Annotated in this window: 23 protein-coding genes; 6 read left to right on the top strand and 17 right to left on the bottom strand. The window is 55.2% G+C overall.

All coding sequences use genetic code 11. The features are described from left to right. Nucleotides 1–26: 26 nt before the first annotated feature. Nucleotides 27–836 (top strand): AAC(3) family N-acetyltransferase, encoded by an 810-nt coding sequence (locus tag VFK44_04290; GenBank protein ID HET7627592.1) that lies wholly within the window; start codon nucleotides 27–29, stop codon nucleotides 834–836. Nucleotides 837–937: 101 nt separating this feature from the next. Here the strand turns inward: VFK44_04290 and VFK44_04285 are convergent, their stop codons facing one another. The 6 genes from VFK44_04285 to VFK44_04260 all read right to left on the bottom strand — a co-directional run bounded on the left by VFK44_04285 (nucleotide 938) and on the right by VFK44_04260 (nucleotide 5,243). After that, nucleotides 938–1,159 carry an excisionase family DNA-binding protein gene (locus VFK44_04285; GenBank protein ID HET7627591.1) on the bottom strand — a complete coding sequence of 74 codons (222 nt, stop codon included), beginning with the start codon at nucleotides 1,157–1,159 and terminating at the stop codon, nucleotides 938–940. Nucleotides 1,160–1,165: 6 nt separating this feature from the next. Next, nucleotides 1,166–1,609: an SgcJ/EcaC family oxidoreductase gene (locus VFK44_04280; GenBank protein ID HET7627590.1), complete on the bottom strand. Its 444-nt coding sequence runs from the start codon at nucleotides 1,607–1,609 to the stop codon at nucleotides 1,166–1,168. 195 nt (nucleotides 1,610–1,804) lie between these two features. After that, a complete protein-coding gene (locus tag VFK44_04275; protein ID HET7627589.1) occupies nucleotides 1,805–2,323 on the bottom strand; it encodes a universal stress protein in 519 nt (172 codons plus the stop codon). Nucleotides 2,324–2,429: 106 nt separating this feature from the next. Continuing rightward, nucleotides 2,430–3,113 carry a lactate utilization protein C gene (locus tag VFK44_04270; protein ID HET7627588.1) on the bottom strand — a complete coding sequence of 228 codons (684 nt, stop codon included), beginning with the start codon at nucleotides 3,111–3,113 and terminating at the stop codon, nucleotides 2,430–2,432. Continuing rightward, a complete protein-coding gene (locus VFK44_04265) occupies nucleotides 3,113–4,507 on the bottom strand; it encodes a LutB/LldF family L-lactate oxidation iron-sulfur protein (GenBank protein ID HET7627587.1) in 1,395 nt (464 codons plus the stop codon). Before VFK44_04265 ends, VFK44_04270 begins: the two co-directional genes overlap by 1 nt. A gap of 19 nt (nucleotides 4,508–4,526) precedes the next feature. Further along, nucleotides 4,527–5,243: a (Fe-S)-binding protein gene (locus tag VFK44_04260; protein HET7627586.1), complete on the bottom strand. Its 717-nt coding sequence runs from the start codon at nucleotides 5,241–5,243 to the stop codon at nucleotides 4,527–4,529. Between the two features lie 253 nt (nucleotides 5,244–5,496). On the opposite strand from VFK44_04260, the gene VFK44_04255 reads away from it, so the two are divergent. Beyond that, on the top strand, nucleotides 5,497–6,219 hold the full coding sequence (locus VFK44_04255) for a type II toxin-antitoxin system prevent-host-death family antitoxin (GenBank protein ID HET7627585.1): 723 nt from the start codon (nucleotides 5,497–5,499) through the stop codon (nucleotides 6,217–6,219). A 32-nt stretch (nucleotides 6,220–6,251) separates the two neighbouring features. Here the strand turns inward: VFK44_04255 and VFK44_04250 are convergent, their stop codons facing one another. The 5 genes from VFK44_04250 to VFK44_04230 are packed head-to-tail and all read right to left on the bottom strand — an operon-like array spanning nucleotide 6,252 to nucleotide 10,767. After that, the gene (locus VFK44_04250; protein HET7627584.1) at nucleotides 6,252–6,965 is read right to left on the bottom strand and encodes an ABC transporter ATP-binding protein; all 714 of its coding nucleotides are present in this window, start codon (nucleotides 6,963–6,965) and stop codon (nucleotides 6,252–6,254) included. Then, a complete protein-coding gene (locus VFK44_04245; GenBank protein HET7627583.1) occupies nucleotides 6,958–7,737 on the bottom strand; it encodes an ABC transporter ATP-binding protein in 780 nt (259 codons plus the stop codon). The genes VFK44_04250 and VFK44_04245 overlap by 8 nt, the downstream gene beginning before the upstream one ends. Beyond that, a complete protein-coding gene (locus VFK44_04240) occupies nucleotides 7,709–8,692 on the bottom strand; it encodes a branched-chain amino acid ABC transporter permease (GenBank protein ID HET7627582.1) in 984 nt (327 codons plus the stop codon). The genes VFK44_04245 and VFK44_04240 overlap by 29 nt, the downstream gene beginning before the upstream one ends. Nucleotides 8,693–8,695: 3 nt before the next feature. Continuing rightward, nucleotides 8,696–9,580 carry a branched-chain amino acid ABC transporter permease gene (locus VFK44_04235; GenBank protein ID HET7627581.1) on the bottom strand — a complete coding sequence of 295 codons (885 nt, stop codon included), beginning with the start codon at nucleotides 9,578–9,580 and terminating at the stop codon, nucleotides 8,696–8,698. Between the two features lie 14 nt (nucleotides 9,581–9,594). Next, nucleotides 9,595–10,767, bottom strand: a complete 1,173-nt coding sequence (locus VFK44_04230; protein HET7627580.1) for an ABC transporter substrate-binding protein — start codon at nucleotides 10,765–10,767, stop codon at nucleotides 9,595–9,597. Between the two features lie 418 nt (nucleotides 10,768–11,185). Here VFK44_04230 and VFK44_04225 point away from each other — a divergent pair, with 418 nt between their 5' ends. Then, nucleotides 11,186–11,554 carry a MarR family transcriptional regulator gene (locus VFK44_04225; protein ID HET7627579.1) on the top strand — a complete coding sequence of 123 codons (369 nt, stop codon included), beginning with the start codon at nucleotides 11,186–11,188 and terminating at the stop codon, nucleotides 11,552–11,554. Further along, complete coding sequence (locus VFK44_04220; GenBank protein ID HET7627578.1) at nucleotides 11,551–11,673, top strand: hypothetical protein; 123 nt, start codon at nucleotides 11,551–11,553, stop codon at nucleotides 11,671–11,673. The genes VFK44_04225 and VFK44_04220 overlap by 4 nt, the downstream gene beginning before the upstream one ends. 339 nt (nucleotides 11,674–12,012) lie before the next feature. Here the strand turns inward: VFK44_04220 and VFK44_04215 are convergent, their stop codons facing one another. Continuing rightward, complete coding sequence (locus tag VFK44_04215) at nucleotides 12,013–12,663, bottom strand: transcriptional regulator (protein ID HET7627577.1); 651 nt, start codon at nucleotides 12,661–12,663, stop codon at nucleotides 12,013–12,015. A gap of 661 nt (nucleotides 12,664–13,324) precedes the next feature. Between VFK44_04215 and VFK44_04210 the strand changes: the two genes are divergently transcribed. Beyond that, nucleotides 13,325–13,495 (top strand): hypothetical protein, encoded by a 171-nt coding sequence (locus VFK44_04210; GenBank protein HET7627576.1) that lies wholly within the window; start codon nucleotides 13,325–13,327, stop codon nucleotides 13,493–13,495. Here the strand turns inward: VFK44_04210 and VFK44_04205 are convergent. The 4 genes from VFK44_04205 to VFK44_04190 form a co-directional block, all read right to left on the bottom strand. Beyond that, a complete protein-coding gene (locus tag VFK44_04205; protein HET7627575.1) occupies nucleotides 13,486–14,274 on the bottom strand; it encodes a carbon-nitrogen family hydrolase in 789 nt (262 codons plus the stop codon). The two genes, VFK44_04210 and VFK44_04205, sit on opposite strands and share 10 nt — an antisense overlap. Nucleotides 14,275–14,372: 98 nt before the next feature. Next, nucleotides 14,373–15,644: an MFS transporter gene (locus tag VFK44_04200; protein HET7627574.1), complete on the bottom strand. Its 1,272-nt coding sequence runs from the start codon at nucleotides 15,642–15,644 to the stop codon at nucleotides 14,373–14,375. Next, nucleotides 15,641–16,255 carry a TetR/AcrR family transcriptional regulator gene (locus VFK44_04195; GenBank protein ID HET7627573.1) on the bottom strand — a complete coding sequence of 205 codons (615 nt, stop codon included), beginning with the start codon at nucleotides 16,253–16,255 and terminating at the stop codon, nucleotides 15,641–15,643. The genes VFK44_04200 and VFK44_04195 overlap by 4 nt, the downstream gene beginning before the upstream one ends. A 144-nt stretch (nucleotides 16,256–16,399) precedes the next feature. Then, on the bottom strand, nucleotides 16,400–16,870 hold the full coding sequence (locus VFK44_04190) for an Hsp20/alpha crystallin family protein (GenBank protein HET7627572.1): 471 nt from the start codon (nucleotides 16,868–16,870) through the stop codon (nucleotides 16,400–16,402). 149 nt (nucleotides 16,871–17,019) lie between these two features. Between VFK44_04190 and VFK44_04185 the strand changes: the two genes are divergently transcribed. Then, on the top strand, nucleotides 17,020–18,042 hold the full coding sequence (locus VFK44_04185; GenBank protein ID HET7627571.1) for an asparaginase: 1,023 nt from the start codon (nucleotides 17,020–17,022) through the stop codon (nucleotides 18,040–18,042). Nucleotides 18,043–18,045: 3 nt separating this feature from the next. Here the strand turns inward: VFK44_04185 and VFK44_04180 are convergent. After that, on the bottom strand, nucleotides 18,046–18,927 hold an 882-nt coding region (locus VFK44_04180; protein HET7627570.1), incomplete at its 5' end, for a glycosyltransferase.

Genomic DNA, 18,927 nt, shown 5'->3' with positions numbered 1-18,927 from the left:
TTGTTTGCGAAAGGAAGGTACCCCCGATGTCAGAAGAAAAAGCCATTTCCGGTGCGGATGCCCCGCGCACCCGCAAATCCCTCGCCCGGGATTTACGAGCGCTCGGGCTCTCGCCCGGCATGACCCTCCTCGCGCATACTTCGCTCAGCTCGCTCGGCTGGGTGTGCGGCGGCCCCGTCGCCGTCATCCAAGCGCTGCAGGACGTGCTCACGCCCGACGGCACGCTCATCATGCCGGCCCACAGCGCCAACCTGTCCGACCCCGCGGAATGGGAGAACCCTCCCATTCCCCAGTCGTGGTGGGCGCCCGTCCGCGAAGAAATGCCGGCGTTCGACCCTGCGATCACGCCGACCTTTTTCATCGGCGCGATCGCCGAGGCGTTTCGTACCTTTCCGGATGTGTTGCGCAGCAACCATCCGGTGCATTCCTTCGCCGCCTGGGGCAAGCACGCCGAGTTCGTAACCGCGAACCATTCGCTCGATGACGGACTCGGCGATGCGTCGCCGCTCGGCGCCGTGTACCGGCTCGGCGGCCATGTGCTGATGCTCGGCACGAACTACGACAGCAACACGTCGATGCACCTTGCCGAGCATCATTCCGGCGCGGCCGCGCCGGTCACGAAGCGGAGCCCGATCTTCGAAAACGGTCGCAAAGTGTGGAAATCCTACGGCGAACTCGACTACGACGAAGACCGTTTTCCGGCGATCGGCGCCGCTTTCGAACAAGCGCACACGGTCCGCGCCGGCCGCGTCGGCTCCGCCGACGCGAAACTCGTTGAGCAGCGTGCGCTCGTCGACTTCGCAGCCGCTTGGCTGCGAAATAACGGAACGCAGTGACGTTATTTTGGCGAGTTCGGAGTATCCGAAAAAATAGCGGAACGAGAGGACTCTATTCCACGGTCTCAGCCGAAAATAGGGTCGCTCGGTTCCGCTATTTTTCAATCCTCGTCCTTCACGTCCCAATCTTCGGGAAGCGGTTCTTCTTCCAGCCGCTTTTTCGCCTTCTCTACTTCCCGCAAATGGGCATTAAACTGCTCTTTGTAGATTAAATAGTCCCCGCCGTCGTGCAACGCCCGAATTTTCCCTTGCATGATCAGCCTTTCCACTTGAGCTTCCGACATGGACAAGTATTCGGCGGTTTCTTTTATCGTTAAATACATCGCTCATTAAACCTCTCGCAATTCATTCGTCATCGCCTCGACAAGCTCCGGCCGGCCGTGATACTGCGCCGGTGTGTTTTGAAACAGCGCAACCATCCAGCTGCCGCCGTCCTCAACCGCCACCATCGTCTGATGCGCATTCAACTCGCTGTTGATATCCGTTTTGCCTGGCGGAACCATCCCGGCCATCGCCCGCAACACGGCCACCCCCGGCCCTAAAAGGCGGACGTCCTTAATTTTATAAACATAGTTTGCCGTTTCGTGGTGTTCAAAGATCGGCTGCAAGTGGGCCTTGATTTCACCGGGGCCGACCCCTTCGCTGCCGTCAAACCCGATACTCTCGCCGTCTCCAGTGAACAACGATGCCATGCCCGCAGCGTCTTGATCGTTCCAGCTTTGCAAAAGTCGTTCGTACAACCGGCACACCTCATGCTTGACTTGTTCCGTCATGCGGATCCACCTCCATTCTAGTTCCCAGTATACCGAAAGACGGCGAGCCTGACACGACGAAACTTTCTTCAACACCCCCAACTGCATTCAACAGCAGCAAAGAAAGCCGGATGCGACGGAAAGTTCGCAAGACCGCCTGAACCCCGGATTCATAAAAAAAACGCCCTTCCCGACTGCCGGGAAGAGCATGATGAATTATTTAACGACGAGCACCGGACAGTGGGCTCGTGAGACGATTTTCTTGCTGACACTGCCGAGCACTAACTTTTTCAAGCCGCTCAGCCCTCGATTTCCGACGACAATCAAGTCGTTTTCGTGCGCCACCGCAAAATCCACGATTTCATCAGCCGGTTCACCGTTGAGCACGTGCGTTTCGTACGAAATCGCCGTCCCCTCCAGTTCCGCTTTCGCCTCTTTCAGCGTTTCCTCCCCTTTCGCCCGCGTCTTGTCATCCATCACTTCGTGATGAACACCGGCCCGTTCCGCTTCCGCGTTAATCGTCCGCGGCGCCATTTGACCGGCCTCGCTTCCTTGCAACATCGTCGCACTCGCGCCGGGAATCGCATGAATGTGTTCGCCTCGCTGGTGACTCTTTACGACGGTCACCACATCCAAATGAACTTTCCGATCTTTCCCATAATCGATCGCATGCCGGAGTGCCTTTACACCGTCTTCAGAACCGTCAAAAGCAACAAGTATCTTGTGATAACCCATCGTTTTCACCCCTTTAAAGGTTGGATTACCTTTCGATACCCGTTTTTTGTTGCAATTGTGCGACAGTTTACGCATAAATTCCTGACAAAACGATTACGATCCCGCGTCACGCATCTTCGACAAGCAAAAACGCCGCTCGAACCGGTCCATGCACCCCAACGACCGACTTCAGTTCAATGTCCGCACTGTTCGACGGCCCCGAGATGAATTTCACACAAGAAGGAACCCCGTTTTTTCGGATAAAATTTTCTTGGATGTAACGCGAAGCTTGCGAGAATCTCGGGACAAGACGGCCTTTCGGGATGATGGCGATGTAATTCTCCGGCAGCATATGCAACGTCCGGCCGTTCCCCGGCCGGCTGAAGACGACCACCGTCCCCGACTCCGCCAACGCCAGGTCGGCGAACGACACGCCGACCTTCGCCCGCTCCGCGAGCTCGATCATCCCGCGCCCTTTCGCGTCATCCCACACACTCACGCCTTCCCGTTGCAAAAAGCCGCCGAGCCCGTACGCCTCGTAGCGCTCGTCGTCCGACACGACCACCGGCCCGCCGCCATACTCCGCCGCCGTGCTTTCCAGCACCTCCGCCAGCTCCGCCCGCGACGTCCGTTTCACTTCCGTCTTCATGAACCGACATTGTTCTTCGAACAAGTCGCCCAAAGCCTCGGCGCTCTCATCCGCATAAAGCCTTTGATGCGGCTGGCCGCGCCAATCCGGCCGCTCCGCTTCGCGTCGCCGCTCGCGCCCGAGGCCTGCGGCCACGCGCGCCAAAAACCGCTCGCGCTCCATTACCGCCCCGCCCCCTTCCGTTCCTCAAACCATTTTCGGAACGTCGTGCGGGCAGGCGCGGGAAATTCGCGCTCCGCCGTCCACGCTCTCGCGAGCGGCTTCGCTAACCGCACCGTGCCTCCGGCACGCGCGAATCGCTCCGGCTTCGCGGCGGCCGCTCCGAAGCCGCGCATCGCCAGCTTTTCGAACCACGGCGCCTCGCCGTGGTCTTCAACAATGGCGCGGCGGTGCGCCACGAGCTGCTCGTGAAGCGGAATCCCAACCGGGCACGCTTCCGTGCAAGCGCCGCATAGGCTCGAGGCGAACGGCAGCGTTTTGAAGGCATCGCTGTCGCCGAGAATCGGCGACAGCACCGCGCCGATCGGGCCTTGGTAGATCGAGCCGTACGCGTGGCCGCCGATATGGCGGTAGACAGGACAGACGTTGATGCAGGCACCGCAGCGAATGCAATGAAGCACGTCCTGGAACTCGGTGCCGAGCGCTTTCGAACGGCCGGCATCGACAATGACGAGATGGAAGTCTTCCGGTCCGTCGACACTGCCTTCTTCGCGGCCGGGGGTGAGCGCGGTCACGTAAGTCGCCAGCCGCTGGCCGACGGCCGAACGGCTGAGCAGGCTGACGAGGATGTCGAGATCTTCCCACGTCGGCACAAGTCGCTCCATGCCCATGACGCTGATTTGCGTTTTCGGCAAGCTCGTCGCCAGATCAGCGTTTCCTTCGTTCGTGAGCAGCGTCACCGTTCCTGTTTCGGCAACGGCGAAATTGCAGCCGGTAATGCCGATGTCCGCATGCAGAAACGTCTCCCGCAGCACCTTCCTCGTGTGCGCCGTGATTTCTTCCGGTTTCTCTGTCGCCGTATACCCGATTTTCTTCGCGTACAACTCGCGAATTTGCGCTTGGTTTTTGTGCACCGCCGGTGCCACAAGATGCGACGGCGGTTCGTGGTCGTCGAGCTGCAAAATGTACTCGCCGAGATCCGTCTCGACGACTTCGCACCCGTCCGCCTCAAGCGCCGCGTTCAAGCTGATTTCCTCCGTGACCATCGACTTCGATTTTATAATCCGCTTCGCATCTTTAGCTTTCACGACCTGGCGAATGTAGGCCGTCGCCTCTTCCGCCGTTGCTGCGAAAAACACGTGCCCGCCGCGCGCCTCGACATTTTCGCTCAACTGCTCTAAATAATAATCGAGATTTTCAATCGTATGGCGGCGAACAGCCTCCCCGGCTTGCCGCCACGCTTCCCAATCTTCGAAGTCACGATCCTCATTCGTCGCCGCCAGCTTTCGTCCGCGCAATCCGTCCTGTGCCCTCCGCACCGCACCGCGCATGAAGTCGTTGTGCAACGCTTCCTCCACCCGCGCCTTGAACGGACCGCCCTCGATTTTCATCGGCATCCCGAAATCGCCTCCTTCTTCATCGTCCATTCAGCACTTGCGCGATATGCTTCACTTCCACCGGCTGGCCGAGCCGGTCGATCCGCCCTTTCAAGTGCATTAAACACCCGCCGTCCGAGCCAATCAAGACGTCCGCCTTCGCCGCCTCCACATGGGAAATTTTTTCATCCGCCATCGCCGTCGAAATGGCGGCCATCTTCACCGCGAACGTCCCGCCGAATCCGCAGCAATCGTACGCATTCGAAATCGGCACAAGCTCGAGCCCTTCGACATGCTCGAGCAGCTTGAGCGGTGCTTCCTTCACCCCGAGCAGCCGTGTCATATGGCACGACGTATGGTACGCCGCCCGCGCCTTGTATCTTGCCCCGATATCAGTCACTTTCAGCACATCGACGAGAAACTGCGTGAACTCATACGTTTTCGCCGCCAACTGCCGGGCTTTCGCCTGCCATACCGGCTCGCCGGGAAACCACTTTTCATATTCATGGATGACCGCCGCGCACGAGCCCGACGGTGCTACAACATAGTCCGAGTCGGCAAAGGCCTCGATCATCGGCTTCGCCGCCTTCACCGCTTCCCTCCGATAGCCGCTGTTATACGCCGGCTGCCCGCAGCACGTCTGGCCTGCTGGAAAATCAACCTCGCAGCCGAGACGCTCCAACACTTCGACGACGTCTTTACCGACGTCGGGATAAATCACGTCGCACAAGCATGTAATAAACAAGGAAACTTTCATTTTGCCGCCACCTCCCTAAACTGTCCGCCTTGCAACAGCCCAACATCTTTTTATGGAGCCGCCGCCGAACTTGTTGCGCTGCCCCCATCCTTGTCCTGCTTTATTTTGAATTATACGATATTTCCAACGATTTAAACAGGAAATTGTGGACCTTTGTTTAGGTGATAATTAGCTAAATTTCATGAATGAACTTAAAAATATACCTATTTTATGATATATTTAAAGAAATTTAGCTAAAAGAGGTGTCTTTGAAATGAGAGTGGCCTCGACGAAAGTGCAAAATAATTTCGGAAAGTATTTAAAATTTGCCGAAGCGAAAGAGGAAATCATCGTAACGAAAAATGGGAAAGATGTTGTGAAAATAGTTCCTTGTCACGAGCCCGATTCAGTCAGGGTAAAATCTTCAGAGTATCGATCAACCGAAGGCTGGGTATCATACGAGGAATTTCTGGAGTTAACGGAGGCATCGGAACAACGCTACGAATTAATCGACGGTGTCATCTACAATCTAGCTTCTCCTTCTTATAAACACCAACACATCGTCCATGAACTTCACGGTACCTTCTATTTGTGGTTTAAAGGTAAGAAGTGTGTCCCATTGACCTCTCCGTTTGATGTAACCTTATTGAAAGAAGAAAATAACATTTGCGTCGTTCAACCGGACATTCTCGTCATTTGCGACAAGGACAATCGCGATGAGAAAGACCGCTATCAAGGAACGCCGACCCTGGTCGTCGAAGTTTTATCGCCTTCCACGAGAAGTAAAGATATGATCAAAAAACTTGACCTGTACAAGCAATGCGCGGTGAAAGAATATTGGATTGTCGATCCCATCAATGAACAAATCATGGTTTATTCGTTGGACAATAACGACATTACCGACAGCAAAACCTTTTTAAAGAGCGCCAGTCAAACTTTACACTCCCCGTTTTTTGAAGGGTTGGAAATCCCGTTGCAAGACGTTTTTGCTTCATAATATAAAAAAAGCCGCTCGCAATGTAAGCGGCTTTATCCGGATTTTTTTCGCCCCAAGTACGCCTCGACGATGCTCGTATTTTCGAGCAGCTCGGCTGGCGTGCCTTCGGCGACGATTTTGCCGGTCTCAAGCACGTAACCGTAATCGGCAACCTTCAACGCTTGGCGCGCGTTTTGCTCAACGAGCAAAATCGTCGTACCCGCTTCGTTGATCTCCTCGATGATCTTGAAAATATCGGCAACGACGAGCGGCGCGAGCCCCATCGACGGTTCGTCGAGCAGCAGGAGCTTCGGCCGCGCCATCAACGCGCGGGCGATCGCCAGCATTTGCTGCTGGCCGCCGGACAGCGTACCGCCCGTTTGGCGGCGGCGTTCTCTCAAAATCGGGAAGCGTTCCATGACGCGATCAAGATCGGCATTCACTTCGCCGTCGCTTCGCGAAAACGCCCCCATCTCCAAGTTTTCCTCAACCGTCATGTTCGCCAGAATCGCACGCCCTTCGGGCACAAGCACCATCCCTCGCCGCACGAGCAAATGCGGCGATAGACCGGTCACGTTGCTGCCCATCAATTCAACCGTTCCTTGCTTCGGCTTCAACAGCCCGGCAATCGTCTTCATCGTCGTCGTTTTTCCGGCACCGTTGGCGCCGAGCATCGTCACGATCGATCCTTCTTTGACGTCGAGATCAATGCCTTTCAACGCTTGAATGTTTCCGTAATACGCGGCCACGCCGGAAAGCTTAAGCAATGTCGCCATCTCCATCCCCCTCGTTCCCGAGATACGCCTCAATCACATCGGGATGATTTTGAATCGCCTCCGGCTCACCTTCGGCGATTTTCTCGCCGAAATTCAACACCGCGATCCGGTCGCAAGCCGCCATGACGAGCGGCATGTCGTGTTCGATCAACACAATCGTTTTGCCGAGCGCCTGGATTTTTTTAATCAACGCCTGCAATTCTTCCGTCTCGGCTTCGTTCATGCCCGCCGCCGGTTCGTCAAGCAGCAACAGCTTTGGCTCGCTGGCGAGCGCCCGCGCAATTTCCAACTTGCGTTGCTGGCCGTACGCGAGATTCTCAGCAACCACATCTTCCACACCGCCCAACCCGACCGTCTCCAGCCAGCCGGCCGCCTTCTCGCGTAATTCGCGCTCTTCCCGCCGCTGCGCTTTCGTTCGCCATACGCTCCCCCAAACACCCGCTTGGCTGCGTGCATGCGCCCCGGTCATGACATTTTCCAGCACCGTCATTTTATCGAACAACCGAATGTTTTGGAACGTTCGGCAAATGCCTTTTTTCGTGATTTGATGCGGTTTCTTCCCGCTGATCGTTTCTCCGCCGAAGGCAACCTCGCCTTCGGTCGGCGCAAACACCGCCGTAATAATATTGAACATCGTCGTTTTTCCGGCCCCGTTCGGACCGATCAAGCCGAACACTTCCCCTTCCTTGACGGAAAAAGAGACGTCGGTCAACGCGGATATGCCGCCGAATCGCTTACTGATCTTTTGGACTTGCAGCACCATGGCCGACCTCCCCCCGTTTTGTCGATTTCAACGCGCCGATCTTGCGCAGCATGTTTGCATCGATGACGCCTTGCGGGCGAAAAGCCATCATGAGAATGAGGATCACCCCGTAAATGATGTAACGGTAGTCAGCCAAGAACCGCAGCGCTTCCGGAAGCAAGGTGAGGAAAAAGGCGCCGAAAATCGAGCCGACAATCACTTCGCTGCCCCCGAACACCGCAAAAATTAAAATTTCCACCGCGCGATGGTAAGAAAAATCGCCTGGGTTGATGTACGATAATACGTGAGCGTACAATGCGCCGGCGAATCCGGCAAGCAACGCCCCTTGAGCGAACGACAGCACTTTGTAATACGTCACGTTGATGCCCATCGTTTCCGCCGCCCGTTCGTCCATTTTGATGGCCGCAAACGCTCGTCCGACGCGGGATCGATTTTGCCTGACGAAAAACAGAACGACAAACACGACGATGACGAGCAACACGAGAAAGATTGATAAAAATACGAATTCGTTGTTCGCGAGGCCGATCGTTTTCGGGTCAAAGCCGAACGTTTGCAAACCTTTCAAGATCTCCCGCCCGAGCTGCGGGATGCCGGCAATGCCGATGGCCCCTTTCGTCAGCGCACCCGCATTGACGAGAATGACGCGAATGACTTCCCCGAAGCCGAGCGTGGCGATCGCCAAGTGCACCCCTTTCAAACGCAAAGAAGGAATGCCGACGAGCACCCCGAGAATTCCTGCAAAAAAAGTTCCGCAAACCACGCCGACGACGAGCGGGAGATGGGCACTAACGGTGAGAAGCGCTGAAGTATACGCGCCGATGGCCATGAAGCCGGCGTTGCCGAGCGACAGTTGGCCGGAAGCGAGCGTGATGTAGATGCTCAGCCCGAGAATGATGTTAATAAGAATGAACGACGCCACTTGCACGTAATAAGGATTGACGAGTTCTCCAAGCATATTTTACCCCCTCGCGTCCGATGCCCGTTTTCCGAAAAGGCCTTCAGGCCGAATGAGCAAAATAATGATGATCATCACAAAAGCGATGGCGTCGCGATACCCGGAAAAACCGGCGACAACGATAAAAGTTTCCGAGAGGCCGAGAATCATCCCGCCGACGACGGCGCCTTTCACGCTGCCCATTCCGCCAAGAATGATGATCGCGAGGCCTTTCAAGCCGACCGAAAGTCCCATTTGCGCATTGACCGAGTTGAATGCCATGCCGACGAGGATGCCGGCAACCCCGCCCATCGCCGAAGCGACGATCACGGTGATCGTGATCATTTTCTTCGTGTCAATGCCGAGAAGCGAAGCCGTGTCAAGATCTTCGGCGGTCGCCCGCAGCGCCTTGCCCGCTTTCGTCTTCGCCAGCCAGAGGGACAAGCCGACCATTAAAACAACGGAAATCACAAAAATGACGATTTGCACAAAATAAACCGTCACGTCTCCGACGGTAAAATGGATTTCGGCAAAGCGGCTCCGGAAAGGATGATTCCCGGAGCCAAACCATTGGTTTGCCAAATTTTCAAGCAAAATCGATACACCGATCGTACTAATGAGCGGCGCGAGGTGGGAGACGCCCGGCTTGCCGCGGAGCGGCCGGAGCGCCAAGCGTTCAAGCAAGTAGCCCATCATCGCCGTTGCCGCGATCGCCGCGAGAAACGCCAGCCAGATCGGCGCATGCAGCATGCTTGTCGTGACGACGCCCATGAACGCGCCGAACATGAAAATTTCACCGTGAGCCATGTTGATGATGCCGAGCACGCCGAACACGAGTGTGTAGCCGAGGGCGACAATGGCATAAACGCTGCCGAGCGTGATTCCGTTAATAAGCTGTTCGAGCAACATGACTTCACATCCTTCTATTCGAGAACTTGGAATTTGCCGTCTTTAATGACGAGCACGACCGGTTCCATGACGACGTCGCCTTCATCGTCAAACGAGAATTTGCCGAGCACACCTTCATAGCTGTCAATGCCCGCAAGTCCGTCGCGAATCGCGTCGCGTTCGGCCGATCCGGCATCGGCGATCGCCTTGGCCATAATTTTCAACCCGTCATACGCCTGCGCCGAGAACTGGTCCGGAGCTTTGCCGTACGCCTCCTCGTATTTCTTCACGAACGCCTGTACCTTCGGATCATCCTTCCCGCCGAACCACGGTGTTGCCACAATCAATCCGTCAGCGGCATCGCCGGCAATTTTTATCACTTGCGGTGAGTTGAACCCGTTGCCGCCCACAAACGGCACATCGATGCCCATGCTTCGCGCTTGGTCCATGATGACCGCGCCCTCATTGTACAGCGCCGAACAGAGGATCAAATCCGGCTGCAAATTTTTAATTTTCGTCAGTTGCGCCTTGTAATCCGACTGACCTTTCTGGAACGTCTGCGTCGTCAACACCTCGAGTCCCATCTCTTCGGCCGTCTTCTTCATCGTGTCATAACCCGATTTCGTGAACACGTCATCGTTGCCGTACATAATCGCAACTTTTTTCGCTCCGTATTTGTCGACCGCCTTCTTCATCGCCGCAGGAATCGCTTGCGACTCCGGCAGTGAATCCCGGAACACATACTCCCCAAGCTGCGGAATGCCCGCGGCCGTCGTCGACGTCCCCATGATCGGCACCCCGTTCTGATCCGCCACTGGACCGACCACCTGCATCTCAGTGCTCAACGTCGGCCCGATAATCGCATTCACGTTTTCCGAGTTGATCAGCTTTTGTGCTGCTGAAAGCGCCTGATCCGCTTTCCCCGCCGAATCCTCGATGACAAGTTCAATCTTCACTTTCCCTTCTTCGTTGATCTCTTCTTTCGCCAGCTTGAGGCCGTTCGTGATTGCCTCACCATAAGCCGCCCCCGGTCCGCTCAAATACGAAATGACTCCGATTTTTGCGGAGATGGCTCCGCCGCTCGCTTCATCTTTCTTCGACCCGTCTCCCGATCCCGTACCGGAAGAAGTTCCTCCGCCGCAGGCGGAAAGCATAAATAACGCTAAAATAACGACGAAAGGCAAGATCGCTTTAAATTTACGCCTCATTTCATTGTCCCCCATTTCGTATTGTTTTGAAAATAAACTATATTATCTATTAATGTGATTAAAGCACATCACCCTAAGGAAGTAAATATCAAATTTTACCGGTGAATTGGCGGCAAAATTGTTGACTCGTTAAATACTTTACATAGTAAAGTTAATTGACTATGACAGGATCGGAATTGCATGCATCCGATAAAATTAGGAGGGCCCAACAATGCTTCGTCGAGTAGACGATGTTAGGCTAACCGAAAACTCCGGCTGCTTCGTACTGGCACTGAGTTAGCCGTACGCCGGAACGAACTCAAGGGTTGGCAGACATTAAGAAAGGTGATGTCTCTAAAATTGAGGAGGGTTTGTCATTCACGAAGATCTCGCCTTATTATTCGTCAACGTCATTCGCCGTTTCAACAAGGACATGCGCATGAAAATGAACATGGAGCTGTCGAGCTCACAAGTGCATTTGCTGCGGCTGCTCGAACAAAACGGACCGTTAAAAATGTCCCAGCTCGCCGAACAGTTGCAAATCACGCTCGGCGGTGTCACTTTGCTTGCCAATCGTATGGTCAAAGCCGGATGGATCGATCGGCAACGAGGCGAAAGAGACCGCCGCATCGTCCGCCTGCAGCTGACAGACGGAGGCGCTGCGTTTCTCGAACACCTCACAGAAGCGCGCAATCGGACTTTCGCGCGCTACTTCAACAAATTGAACGAAGCCGAACTCGCACAATTGAAAAGATTGTATGAAAAAATACTTGATGACCGGGAAACAGAGGAGAGGAAACCAGAATGAACCAAAACTTCCAGCACCGGCAGCCGAACGATTCATCCGGCAGCCTGCTCACCGGCCTCCTGCTCATCATCGCCTTCTCCGCCTTCGCCGGCGGCATCGCGTCGGCACCGCCGGCATGATCGTGAGCGTGCTCGTCCTCGCCAGCGGGCGCAAATTCTTGCGCGCTGTGTAAGATGGAACGAGTCGAGAGGCATCTCTCGACTCGTTTTTTCGTTTAGATGGGAGATTTTTCGGCTTTTGGCCGAAAAATTTCCGGTTTTGGATATTGTAACGGACATCTGGTCACCTTAGCGTTCTTTTGAAAGGGTATGTTTTTTCTAACGGACATTGAATCCTCTTAGAGCACTATTTTTGCTCGTTTCCACAAGTTCGGAGCTTCTAAGAAGATCTGATGTCCGTTACATTTTTCAGACTACCTATTTTCACCTCTAAGAGGATCTGATGTCCGTTAGAATGAACTACCGAGATGAAAGATTCATCTCGTATGTGCGATAACGCATTTGACCGTTCGCAACACGGAAAATATCTTTCTCTGCCAACCGATTGCATAAGCGGCGGGCATGTTTTTCACTCACCCGCAAATGAACCGCCGCTTCACCAGGCGTGATCGGCATCAGACGGCGGCGGGCGAAGCGCACGAGCTCAGCTTCGGTCCATGAAAGCGCGGCGTCCACGTCGAGGGACGTGAATTTGCCGATGAAAGCGAGGATGAGCTGCTGGCACCGCTCAGGCTCGTCCCGTACCGACAGGTACGCGACAGGCAACAGCGTCCAGCCCTCGAGCGCAAGGTAAGAGTGGCGCCAGCAAAGGTCTTTGAAGCGGGTGGCGTCGAGGTCGCGAGCATGCGGGCCGAAGCCTTGGATCTCGATGGCGCCTCGTGCGCCGCCAGGCGTGTAGGCGAAATCGAGGTAGCGATAGCCGCCGCCGAGGTCGCGCAGCTCCCACTCGGGGTGAAGGTCGGTGAAGTGGCCGACGGCGGGGTACCAGACGTCGCGCAGGAAAGCAATGGAGCCTCGGCTGAGGCCGTTTTCGAGGATTTCGCGTCTGCGGCGGCCGGGTTCAGCGGCCGTCTCTTCCTTGAGCCAATCATGAAACATTCGTGAAAACATGAGCAACACATACCTTTCATTCTAAAATTTTCGGGAGGAACGAACGTGAATTCTGGAAAGCGAAAGAGAAGAAAGTTGTAAAATCAAGCATCTGCTTAATCGTGTCCCCGGCGTCGACATCGCGCCAACCGGGAGTTTCCGGTTGATGCAATGTCGTATCGTTCCCCCCGGCGCCGCCATCGCGCCTCGCTGACACGATTTTTGACTCGGATGCGTGTCATTTGCGGAGATTTTTTGCTTTTTCGTTCGATTTTTGCGGATTCCGCTTGGCGGAGCACGGCGAGAGAGGCCCGGACAGGAGTTATCCACAGATTCAAGCGTTGATTGGAGCGAAAATGACGTGGATTGGAGCGAAAAGGGGGTTCTTTTGCGCCAAAACCGGATCGATTGGAGCAAAACCAAGGATGATTGGAGCAAACAAGCATCAATACTGGCTGCGCCTGTCGCCCCAGTCATAAGCACAAAATGCAAATTAATCAAACGAACGTGGACGCGAAGCGTAACCCAACGCCACAAGGCCGCATACGCGAAGCGCAACCCAACGCCGCAAGGCCGCACACCCGAAGCGTAACCCAACGCCGCAAGGCAGCTTATAAAATTTCCGGGATGAACGAACGTGAATTTAGAAAAGCTACATAGAGGAAGGAGGTGCAGAAAGAGGATGAAAAAGGATCAGGCGTATCGCGGTGAAAAGTACGAGATGTGGAGCAATCACAAGGCGGGCGAGACGAATGTGAAGGCGACGTATGAATATACGAGCGGCAATCCGACGGCAAAGTCGGACAGCCGCAAGGCCGAGAGAAGCCGCGGCGGCGACCGGAATCACAAGTAGAGGTCGGGGACGCGGCTGGCGAAGACGGGCACTTGCTTGCGAACCGTCGCCGCCTGGGTGAGGTCGATCGCGGCGGTGACGGTTTCTTCACGGTCCTCGCTGCCTTCGGCGAGGACCGTGCCCCAGGCGTCGATGACCATCGACGCCCCGCAGAAGCGGGTGCCGCCGGTCGTGCCGATGCGGTTGCAGGACACGACCGGCATTTGGTTTTCGATGGCGCGCGCGAGTTGCAGGGCGCGCCAGTGGGCGGCGCGGGCCGAAGGCCATTCGGCGACGATGTGGAGCACCTCGGCGCCGGCCAGCGCGAGCTGGCGGGCGAGCTCGGGGAAGCGCAGGTCGTAGCAGATGATGACGGCCATTTTGACGCCGTCGAGCTCGAAGAGCGCGGCTCTCGAGGTGCCGCCGGCCAAATAGGCCGGTTCGTCGAGCATCGGCACGAGGTGAATTTTGTCGTACGTATGGACGACTTCGCCGGCGCGATTGACGACGAGCGCCGTGTTGTAAAATTCACCGTCCCGCTTGTTGGCGATCGAACCGCCGATCACGTGCACGCCGTGTTGTTTCGCCAGCTCCCGCAAGAACGACAACGTCGGTTCGCCGTCGCGGTCGGCGACTTCTTCGAGCCGGTCCAGCGTATAGGCCGTCGTCCACATCTCCGGCAAGACGAGCACGTCCGGGGCATCAATTTTTACCGTTTCCGCCGCCCATTCGGCCGCCTGCGCACGATTCCGCTCTGGATCGCCGGCGACAATATCCGTCTGCCAAACGGCATATTTCATTTCAACCACTCCTCTGATCGGCTGGGACAACGTCCGTGTCCGCCGCGATTTTTTTTTACATTGTACCATTCACCGCTGCCCCTCGAAACTCCTTCCGGTTATCCCGCCGACGGTTTGCTTTCGTTCAACGCGCTCCGCTTTTCCAATTCAGGCATGATCCGTCGAAACAACCCTATGCTCACCGCCCCCATCAGCAAAAACAGGCCGGCAATGACGCCGAATGGCAGCCAACTGCCGAGCGTAATGAAAACAGCGGCAACGATCATCGCAATGTAAAAGGTTAAGTTGTTGAGCGCCATGTAGGAACTTCTGCGGTTTTCGGGAGCAATATTGGCCAAATACGCTTGTTTAACTGGAGCGTACAACACTTCGCCGGCGGACACAATGACCATTGCAGCGAAGAGCACCCATGGACTTACGCTGATCCCAAGCACGAAATACCCGAGCGTAAACATCCCGGCACCGACGTAAAACACCCACGAATCAGAAAATTTCTTGACCAACATCGTGATGAGAACCGTAAAGAAGACGACGATTAATGTGTTTTCCGTCCGCAGAAAGCCGAGCATTTTCAAACCGTCCACTTGAAACCGGAAAGCGTCGCCCGGAAACAAATCTTGGGTTGGGATGTGTTGCGCATAACGGACACCCAAATAGTTCGTCAGTTGTTGCTCAAGGGACAGCAACAAGATGCCGGAAACGACAAATTTTATAAAAATGGAATCCTTCAACACGGCCAGATAGGTGGAAAAAATCGACGGCCCGGCTGCGGACTTTTCTTCGGAGACTTGACGCGGCACGTAAGTCTCCGAAATCCAGAAGATCGTAATGAGCATCGAAGCGGCACTCACCGCAGCAATGCCTAAAAACAACGCAAAATGGTGTGCCTCGAACAAATACGCTCCGATGATGCCGCCGAGCGCGACCGCTAAATTCATCGCCCAGTAGGTCAGGCGAAAAATAAACTTTCGGTTGTCCGGCGAACTGACGTCAATGATCATCGCTTGTGCAACGGGAACCATCACCCCTTCGGCAAAGGTGGCAACGATGAACAGGACGAAAGTGACGTAGGGCCAATCATGCCACGGGGAATTTACATATGCAATGGCGACGTACGTGAGGACGACGACGAAATCCGCAGCAATCATCAGCTTTTTCCGGCCGATTTTATCCGAATAAAATCCGCCTGCAAACCCGCCGGTGATCCCCGACAAGACGATGGTGACGAGCATGAGCCCGACGACGGTTTGCCCGAGACGCCCGGCGAAATATACCGCCAGAAACGGAAGCACCGAACTCGAAACGAGCGCCGCGAAAAATTGAATGCCTAAACGCAGCTGCACGGTCGGATGCAATTCGAAAATTTTCATTGCTCCACCGCCTTCCCGGATGGCCGAACCGGTCGGAACAACCAGATCGCCTGCTCGGCGAACTTTTGCCAAATCTCCTCTTCGGCCGGAAAGCCAATCGTCAGCCGAATCCCATTCAAGTAGGAGATGTAGGCCAAGGCAACGATATCGGCATCCGCTTGTTCCAATTCCCCGTTCGCTTGTCCTTGAACGATGAGCGGTCGCAACGCCACTTGAAACCGGACGAGGAATTCGTCCAAATGCCGGATCAACGATTCAAACCGATCCGGCTGCCCGAGCACATATTGAATCAGCCTCAAGTATTCTTGTTCACGCGTAAACCATTCCACGTGGACGCGAATCATTTCTTCGATTTGGCGCAACGCACTTCCGCCGTTCCCCCCGACTTCCAGCAACAGCGGTCCCCATTCATCCAACCGTTCCAATACACATGCCTCGAACAAAGCACTTTTGCTCCCGAAATACGTGAACACGCTGCCGAAACTCACTCCGGACGCCTTGGCAATCTCGTTCATCGTCGTTTGCGTATACCCGCTTCGCGCGAATAACGGAATCGCTTCCTTCACAATCCTTGCCCTTTTCTCTTCTTGTTGCTTTTGTCGTTTCCCCATTTTTGCCGGCTCTCCTTTTTTGATTGATCAATCAATCATTTTTTCTCATAGTACCTTATTCAACCAAAGATTTCAAGTTCCGGAATGCATATAAAAATGGGAGCAGAAGACGCTCCCGGATGAGAAATCATCGCCTTTCGGCCATCAATGTTCGACGTTACCGATGTCGATTTTTCTCGGTTGCTGCTGTTCGTTTTTCGGCACTTGAATCGTGACGACACCACTCTTGCTTTCGGCGGTGATGGTCTCCAAGTTGGCATCGTCAGGCAAAGGGAACGAACGCTGAAACGAGCCGTAGCTGCTTTCCATGCGGTGAAAATGGCCTTCTTCGTTGACCGTTTCTTCCATTCTTCTTTCCCCTTTGATCGTCAGCCGGTTGCCATGCAATTCAATATCGATTTCCTGCGGATTCATGCCCGGCACTTCCACCTCGACTACGTATCGGTCGGGGCGTTCCTTCACGTTCAGCTTCGGCTGGAAACCGGAACGGCGGTCGATGAAATCGTCGTTCCAGAAAAACGGATCATTGAAGAAGCGCTGCATTAAGCCGCCCATTTCTTCGCGGAAGCGGGAAAAAGGATGGTTGCGGTCGTTCCACTGCGTCAAATCATTCATTTTTTATCAAACACCTTCCTTTCAAACGAGTCTCATTCATAAAATGCGCGATCTGTGTAAAATTATTCCTAGATGAAAACGCTTGTCTATCTTCGCGTTAGGTGACGTGCTATAATCTTGATTGGAATCGAACGAGGGAGAGATGTGGAATGACGCAACCATCCGCGCATGGCGCGATCAAAGTTTACCGCGGCGATTACGTGGAAAGCACGCATGCGATTCACGCGGCCGTCGTCGACCGTAACGGCCAATTATTGTATAAGTACGGAGACCCGGAACGGTTAACGTTTGCGCGCTCGTCGATGAAGCCGTTTCAAGCCGTTCCGCTCATCGAAACAGGCGCAGCCGCCCACTTCGGGTTCACCGCGAACGACCTTGCGCTCGCATGTGCCAGCCATAACGGCGAAGATTTCCACCGCAGCGGGGTTCACACGATGCTGGAACGTGTCGGCATCGGAGAAGACGCCTTGCAGTGCGGCGCACACGTGCCGAGAGACCGAAAAGGGTACGAAAAGCACATACTCGGCGGCGGGGACCTTACTCCCGTGTTCAGCAATTGTTCGGGCAAGCATTCGGGCATGCTCGCGACAGCCGTTTACATGAAAGAAGATGTTGACACGTATCGGGAGATGGATCATCCGGTGCAACAACGGATTTTGCAAGTGATCGCCGAGGTGTGCGACTACCCGGCGGAGCAAATTGCCACGAGCGTCGACGGCTGCGGCGTGCCGGTGCACCGCTTGCCGCTCGCCAACGCCGCTTACGGCTATGCGCGGCTCGCCGAACCGGAGGGAACGAAGCACGCAGCGGCGCTGCGTAAAGTGCGGGAAGCGATGACCGCGCATCCGGAGCTCGTCGGCGGTACGCGCCGGTTCGATACCGACGTGATGAAAGCTTACGGCGGAAAAGTCGTCGCGAAGGTCGGAGCCGAAGGCGTGCAAGGGATCGGCATTGTCGGGGAAGGGCTCGGCGTGCTCGTGAAAGTCGAAGACGGGAACGAGCGGGCGACGAAAGCGGCGGCGATGGCGGTGCTGAAGCAGCTCGGTGTCGGTTCAGCGGAGACGTTTGCCGAGCTGGAAGCGTACGTTGAGCCTCCGGTGTACAATGTTAGAAAAGAAAAGATCGGCAAGATCGTTGCCGATTTCACGCTTGAACGCGTACAGTCCTCGTGAGAATCACGAGGACTGTAATTTTTCGTAAAAGGTGGCCATGGCGGTCAGATTGTACGTTTCGTAATCGAATTTTTTCATAGGAACGTTTCGTTCAGCGACTTGCGTCATCCCTTTCACAAGCCCGTCGACGCTGTCTTTGACGAGCAAGCCGTAGCTGCCGTCGTCGAGAACCGTACGGTTGGCGACGATGTCCGTCGCGACGATGTTCATGCCGAGCGTCATCGCTTCGAGCAGCACCATCGGCTGCCCTTCATAATGCGAAGAGAGGACGAAGCAGTCGCACTTTCTCATGAAAGCGAACGGGTTTTCCAACTGGCCGAGCAAGTAAACCGCGTCATCGACGTCGAGTTCCTTGGCCAACGCTTGTAAATCGGGCTTCAACGGACCGTTTCCTAAAATGTACAATTTGCTGTTCGCGTGCCGCCTGTGAAAACGGGCGAACGCGCGAATGAGGTTGTCCTGCCCTTTTTCCGGCGACAACCGGCCGACGTTGACGAAGTTGACGTTTTCCCGGCTCGGTTCCGGGATGAAGCGGCCGTCGACTTCGATCCCTAACAAGTCCCGTACGACGAGCGAACGGTTGTGCAGCCAGCCGAGCGGGGAGCCGTTCTTAACAACATGGGAAGACGTGCCTGCCGGCGTCGTCGCTTCCTTATCCACATGAACGATGCTTCCGTCGAGAAACTTTGCGTTTTTCACGGTCTTTTCCGCATCCGTCAACCCGAACGGCCGATCCCAAACGTCGTCGTTTTCCTTCAAGCAAATTTGCGCGATTCGCGCGACCGCTCTCTCCTTGATAATTGTCGGCTCCTTGACGATATCGATCGCATCCTCATGAATCCAGCCCATGCGTTCGCCGTCCACAGAGAACGCATAATAGTTGCC

It is taken from the genome of Bacillales bacterium (assembly GCA_035700025.1).
Lineage (GTDB): Bacteria > Bacillota > Bacilli > Bacillales > DASSOY01 > DASSOY01.
The sequence above is the reverse complement of the archived record's forward strand: the minus strand, read 5'-3'. Positions and strand labels throughout refer to the sequence as shown.

Excerpts from the sequence above, each read along its gene's own strand:
- VFK44_04280 (HET7627590.1), bottom strand. The coding sequence starts at position 1,609 with ATGACGGAACAAGTCAAGCATGAGGTGTGCCGGTTGTACGAACGACTT.
- VFK44_04270 (HET7627588.1), bottom strand. The coding sequence starts at position 3,113 with ATGGAGCGCGAGCGGTTTTTGGCGCGCGTGGCCGCAGGCCTCGGGCGC.
- VFK44_04230 (HET7627580.1), bottom strand. The coding sequence starts at position 10,767 with ATGAGGCGTAAATTTAAAGCGATCTTGCCTTTCGTCGTTATTTTAGCG.
- VFK44_04220 (HET7627578.1), top strand. The coding sequence starts at position 11,551 with ATGAACCAAAACTTCCAGCACCGGCAGCCGAACGATTCATCCGGCAGC.
- VFK44_04260 (HET7627586.1), bottom strand. The coding sequence starts at position 5,243 with ATGAAAGTTTCCTTGTTTATTACATGCTTGTGCGACGTGATTTATCCC.
- VFK44_04205 (HET7627575.1), bottom strand. The coding sequence starts at position 14,274 with ATGAAATATGCCGTTTGGCAGACGGATATTGTCGCCGGCGATCCAGAG.
- VFK44_04190 (HET7627572.1), bottom strand. The coding sequence starts at position 16,870 with ATGAATGATTTGACGCAGTGGAACGACCGCAACCATCCTTTTTCCCGC.
- VFK44_04285 (HET7627591.1), bottom strand. The coding sequence starts at position 1,159 with ATGTATTTAACGATAAAAGAAACCGCCGAATACTTGTCCATGTCGGAA.
- VFK44_04200 (HET7627574.1), bottom strand. The coding sequence starts at position 15,644 with ATGAAAATTTTCGAATTGCATCCGACCGTGCAGCTGCGTTTAGGCATT.
- VFK44_04290 (HET7627592.1), top strand. The coding sequence starts at position 27 with ATGTCAGAAGAAAAAGCCATTTCCGGTGCGGATGCCCCGCGCACCCGC.
- VFK44_04225 (HET7627579.1), top strand. The coding sequence starts at position 11,186 with ATGAAAATGAACATGGAGCTGTCGAGCTCACAAGTGCATTTGCTGCGG.
- VFK44_04265 (HET7627587.1), bottom strand. The coding sequence starts at position 4,507 with ATGCCGATGAAAATCGAGGGCGGTCCGTTCAAGGCGCGGGTGGAGGAA.
- VFK44_04240 (HET7627582.1), bottom strand. The coding sequence starts at position 8,692 with ATGCTTGGAGAACTCGTCAATCCTTATTACGTGCAAGTGGCGTCGTTC.
- VFK44_04195 (HET7627573.1), bottom strand. The coding sequence starts at position 16,255 with ATGGGGAAACGACAAAAGCAACAAGAAGAGAAAAGGGCAAGGATTGTG.
- VFK44_04235 (HET7627581.1), bottom strand. The coding sequence starts at position 9,580 with ATGTTGCTCGAACAGCTTATTAACGGAATCACGCTCGGCAGCGTTTAT.
- VFK44_04255 (HET7627585.1), top strand. The coding sequence starts at position 5,497 with ATGAGAGTGGCCTCGACGAAAGTGCAAAATAATTTCGGAAAGTATTTA.
- VFK44_04275 (HET7627589.1), bottom strand. The coding sequence starts at position 2,323 with ATGGGTTATCACAAGATACTTGTTGCTTTTGACGGTTCTGAAGACGGT.
- VFK44_04245 (HET7627583.1), bottom strand. The coding sequence starts at position 7,737 with ATGGTGCTGCAAGTCCAAAAGATCAGTAAGCGATTCGGCGGCATATCC.
- VFK44_04185 (HET7627571.1), top strand. The coding sequence starts at position 17,020 with ATGACGCAACCATCCGCGCATGGCGCGATCAAAGTTTACCGCGGCGAT.
- VFK44_04215 (HET7627577.1), bottom strand. The coding sequence starts at position 12,663 with ATGTTTTCACGAATGTTTCATGATTGGCTCAAGGAAGAGACGGCCGCT.
- VFK44_04210 (HET7627576.1), top strand. The coding sequence starts at position 13,325 with ATGAAAAAGGATCAGGCGTATCGCGGTGAAAAGTACGAGATGTGGAGC.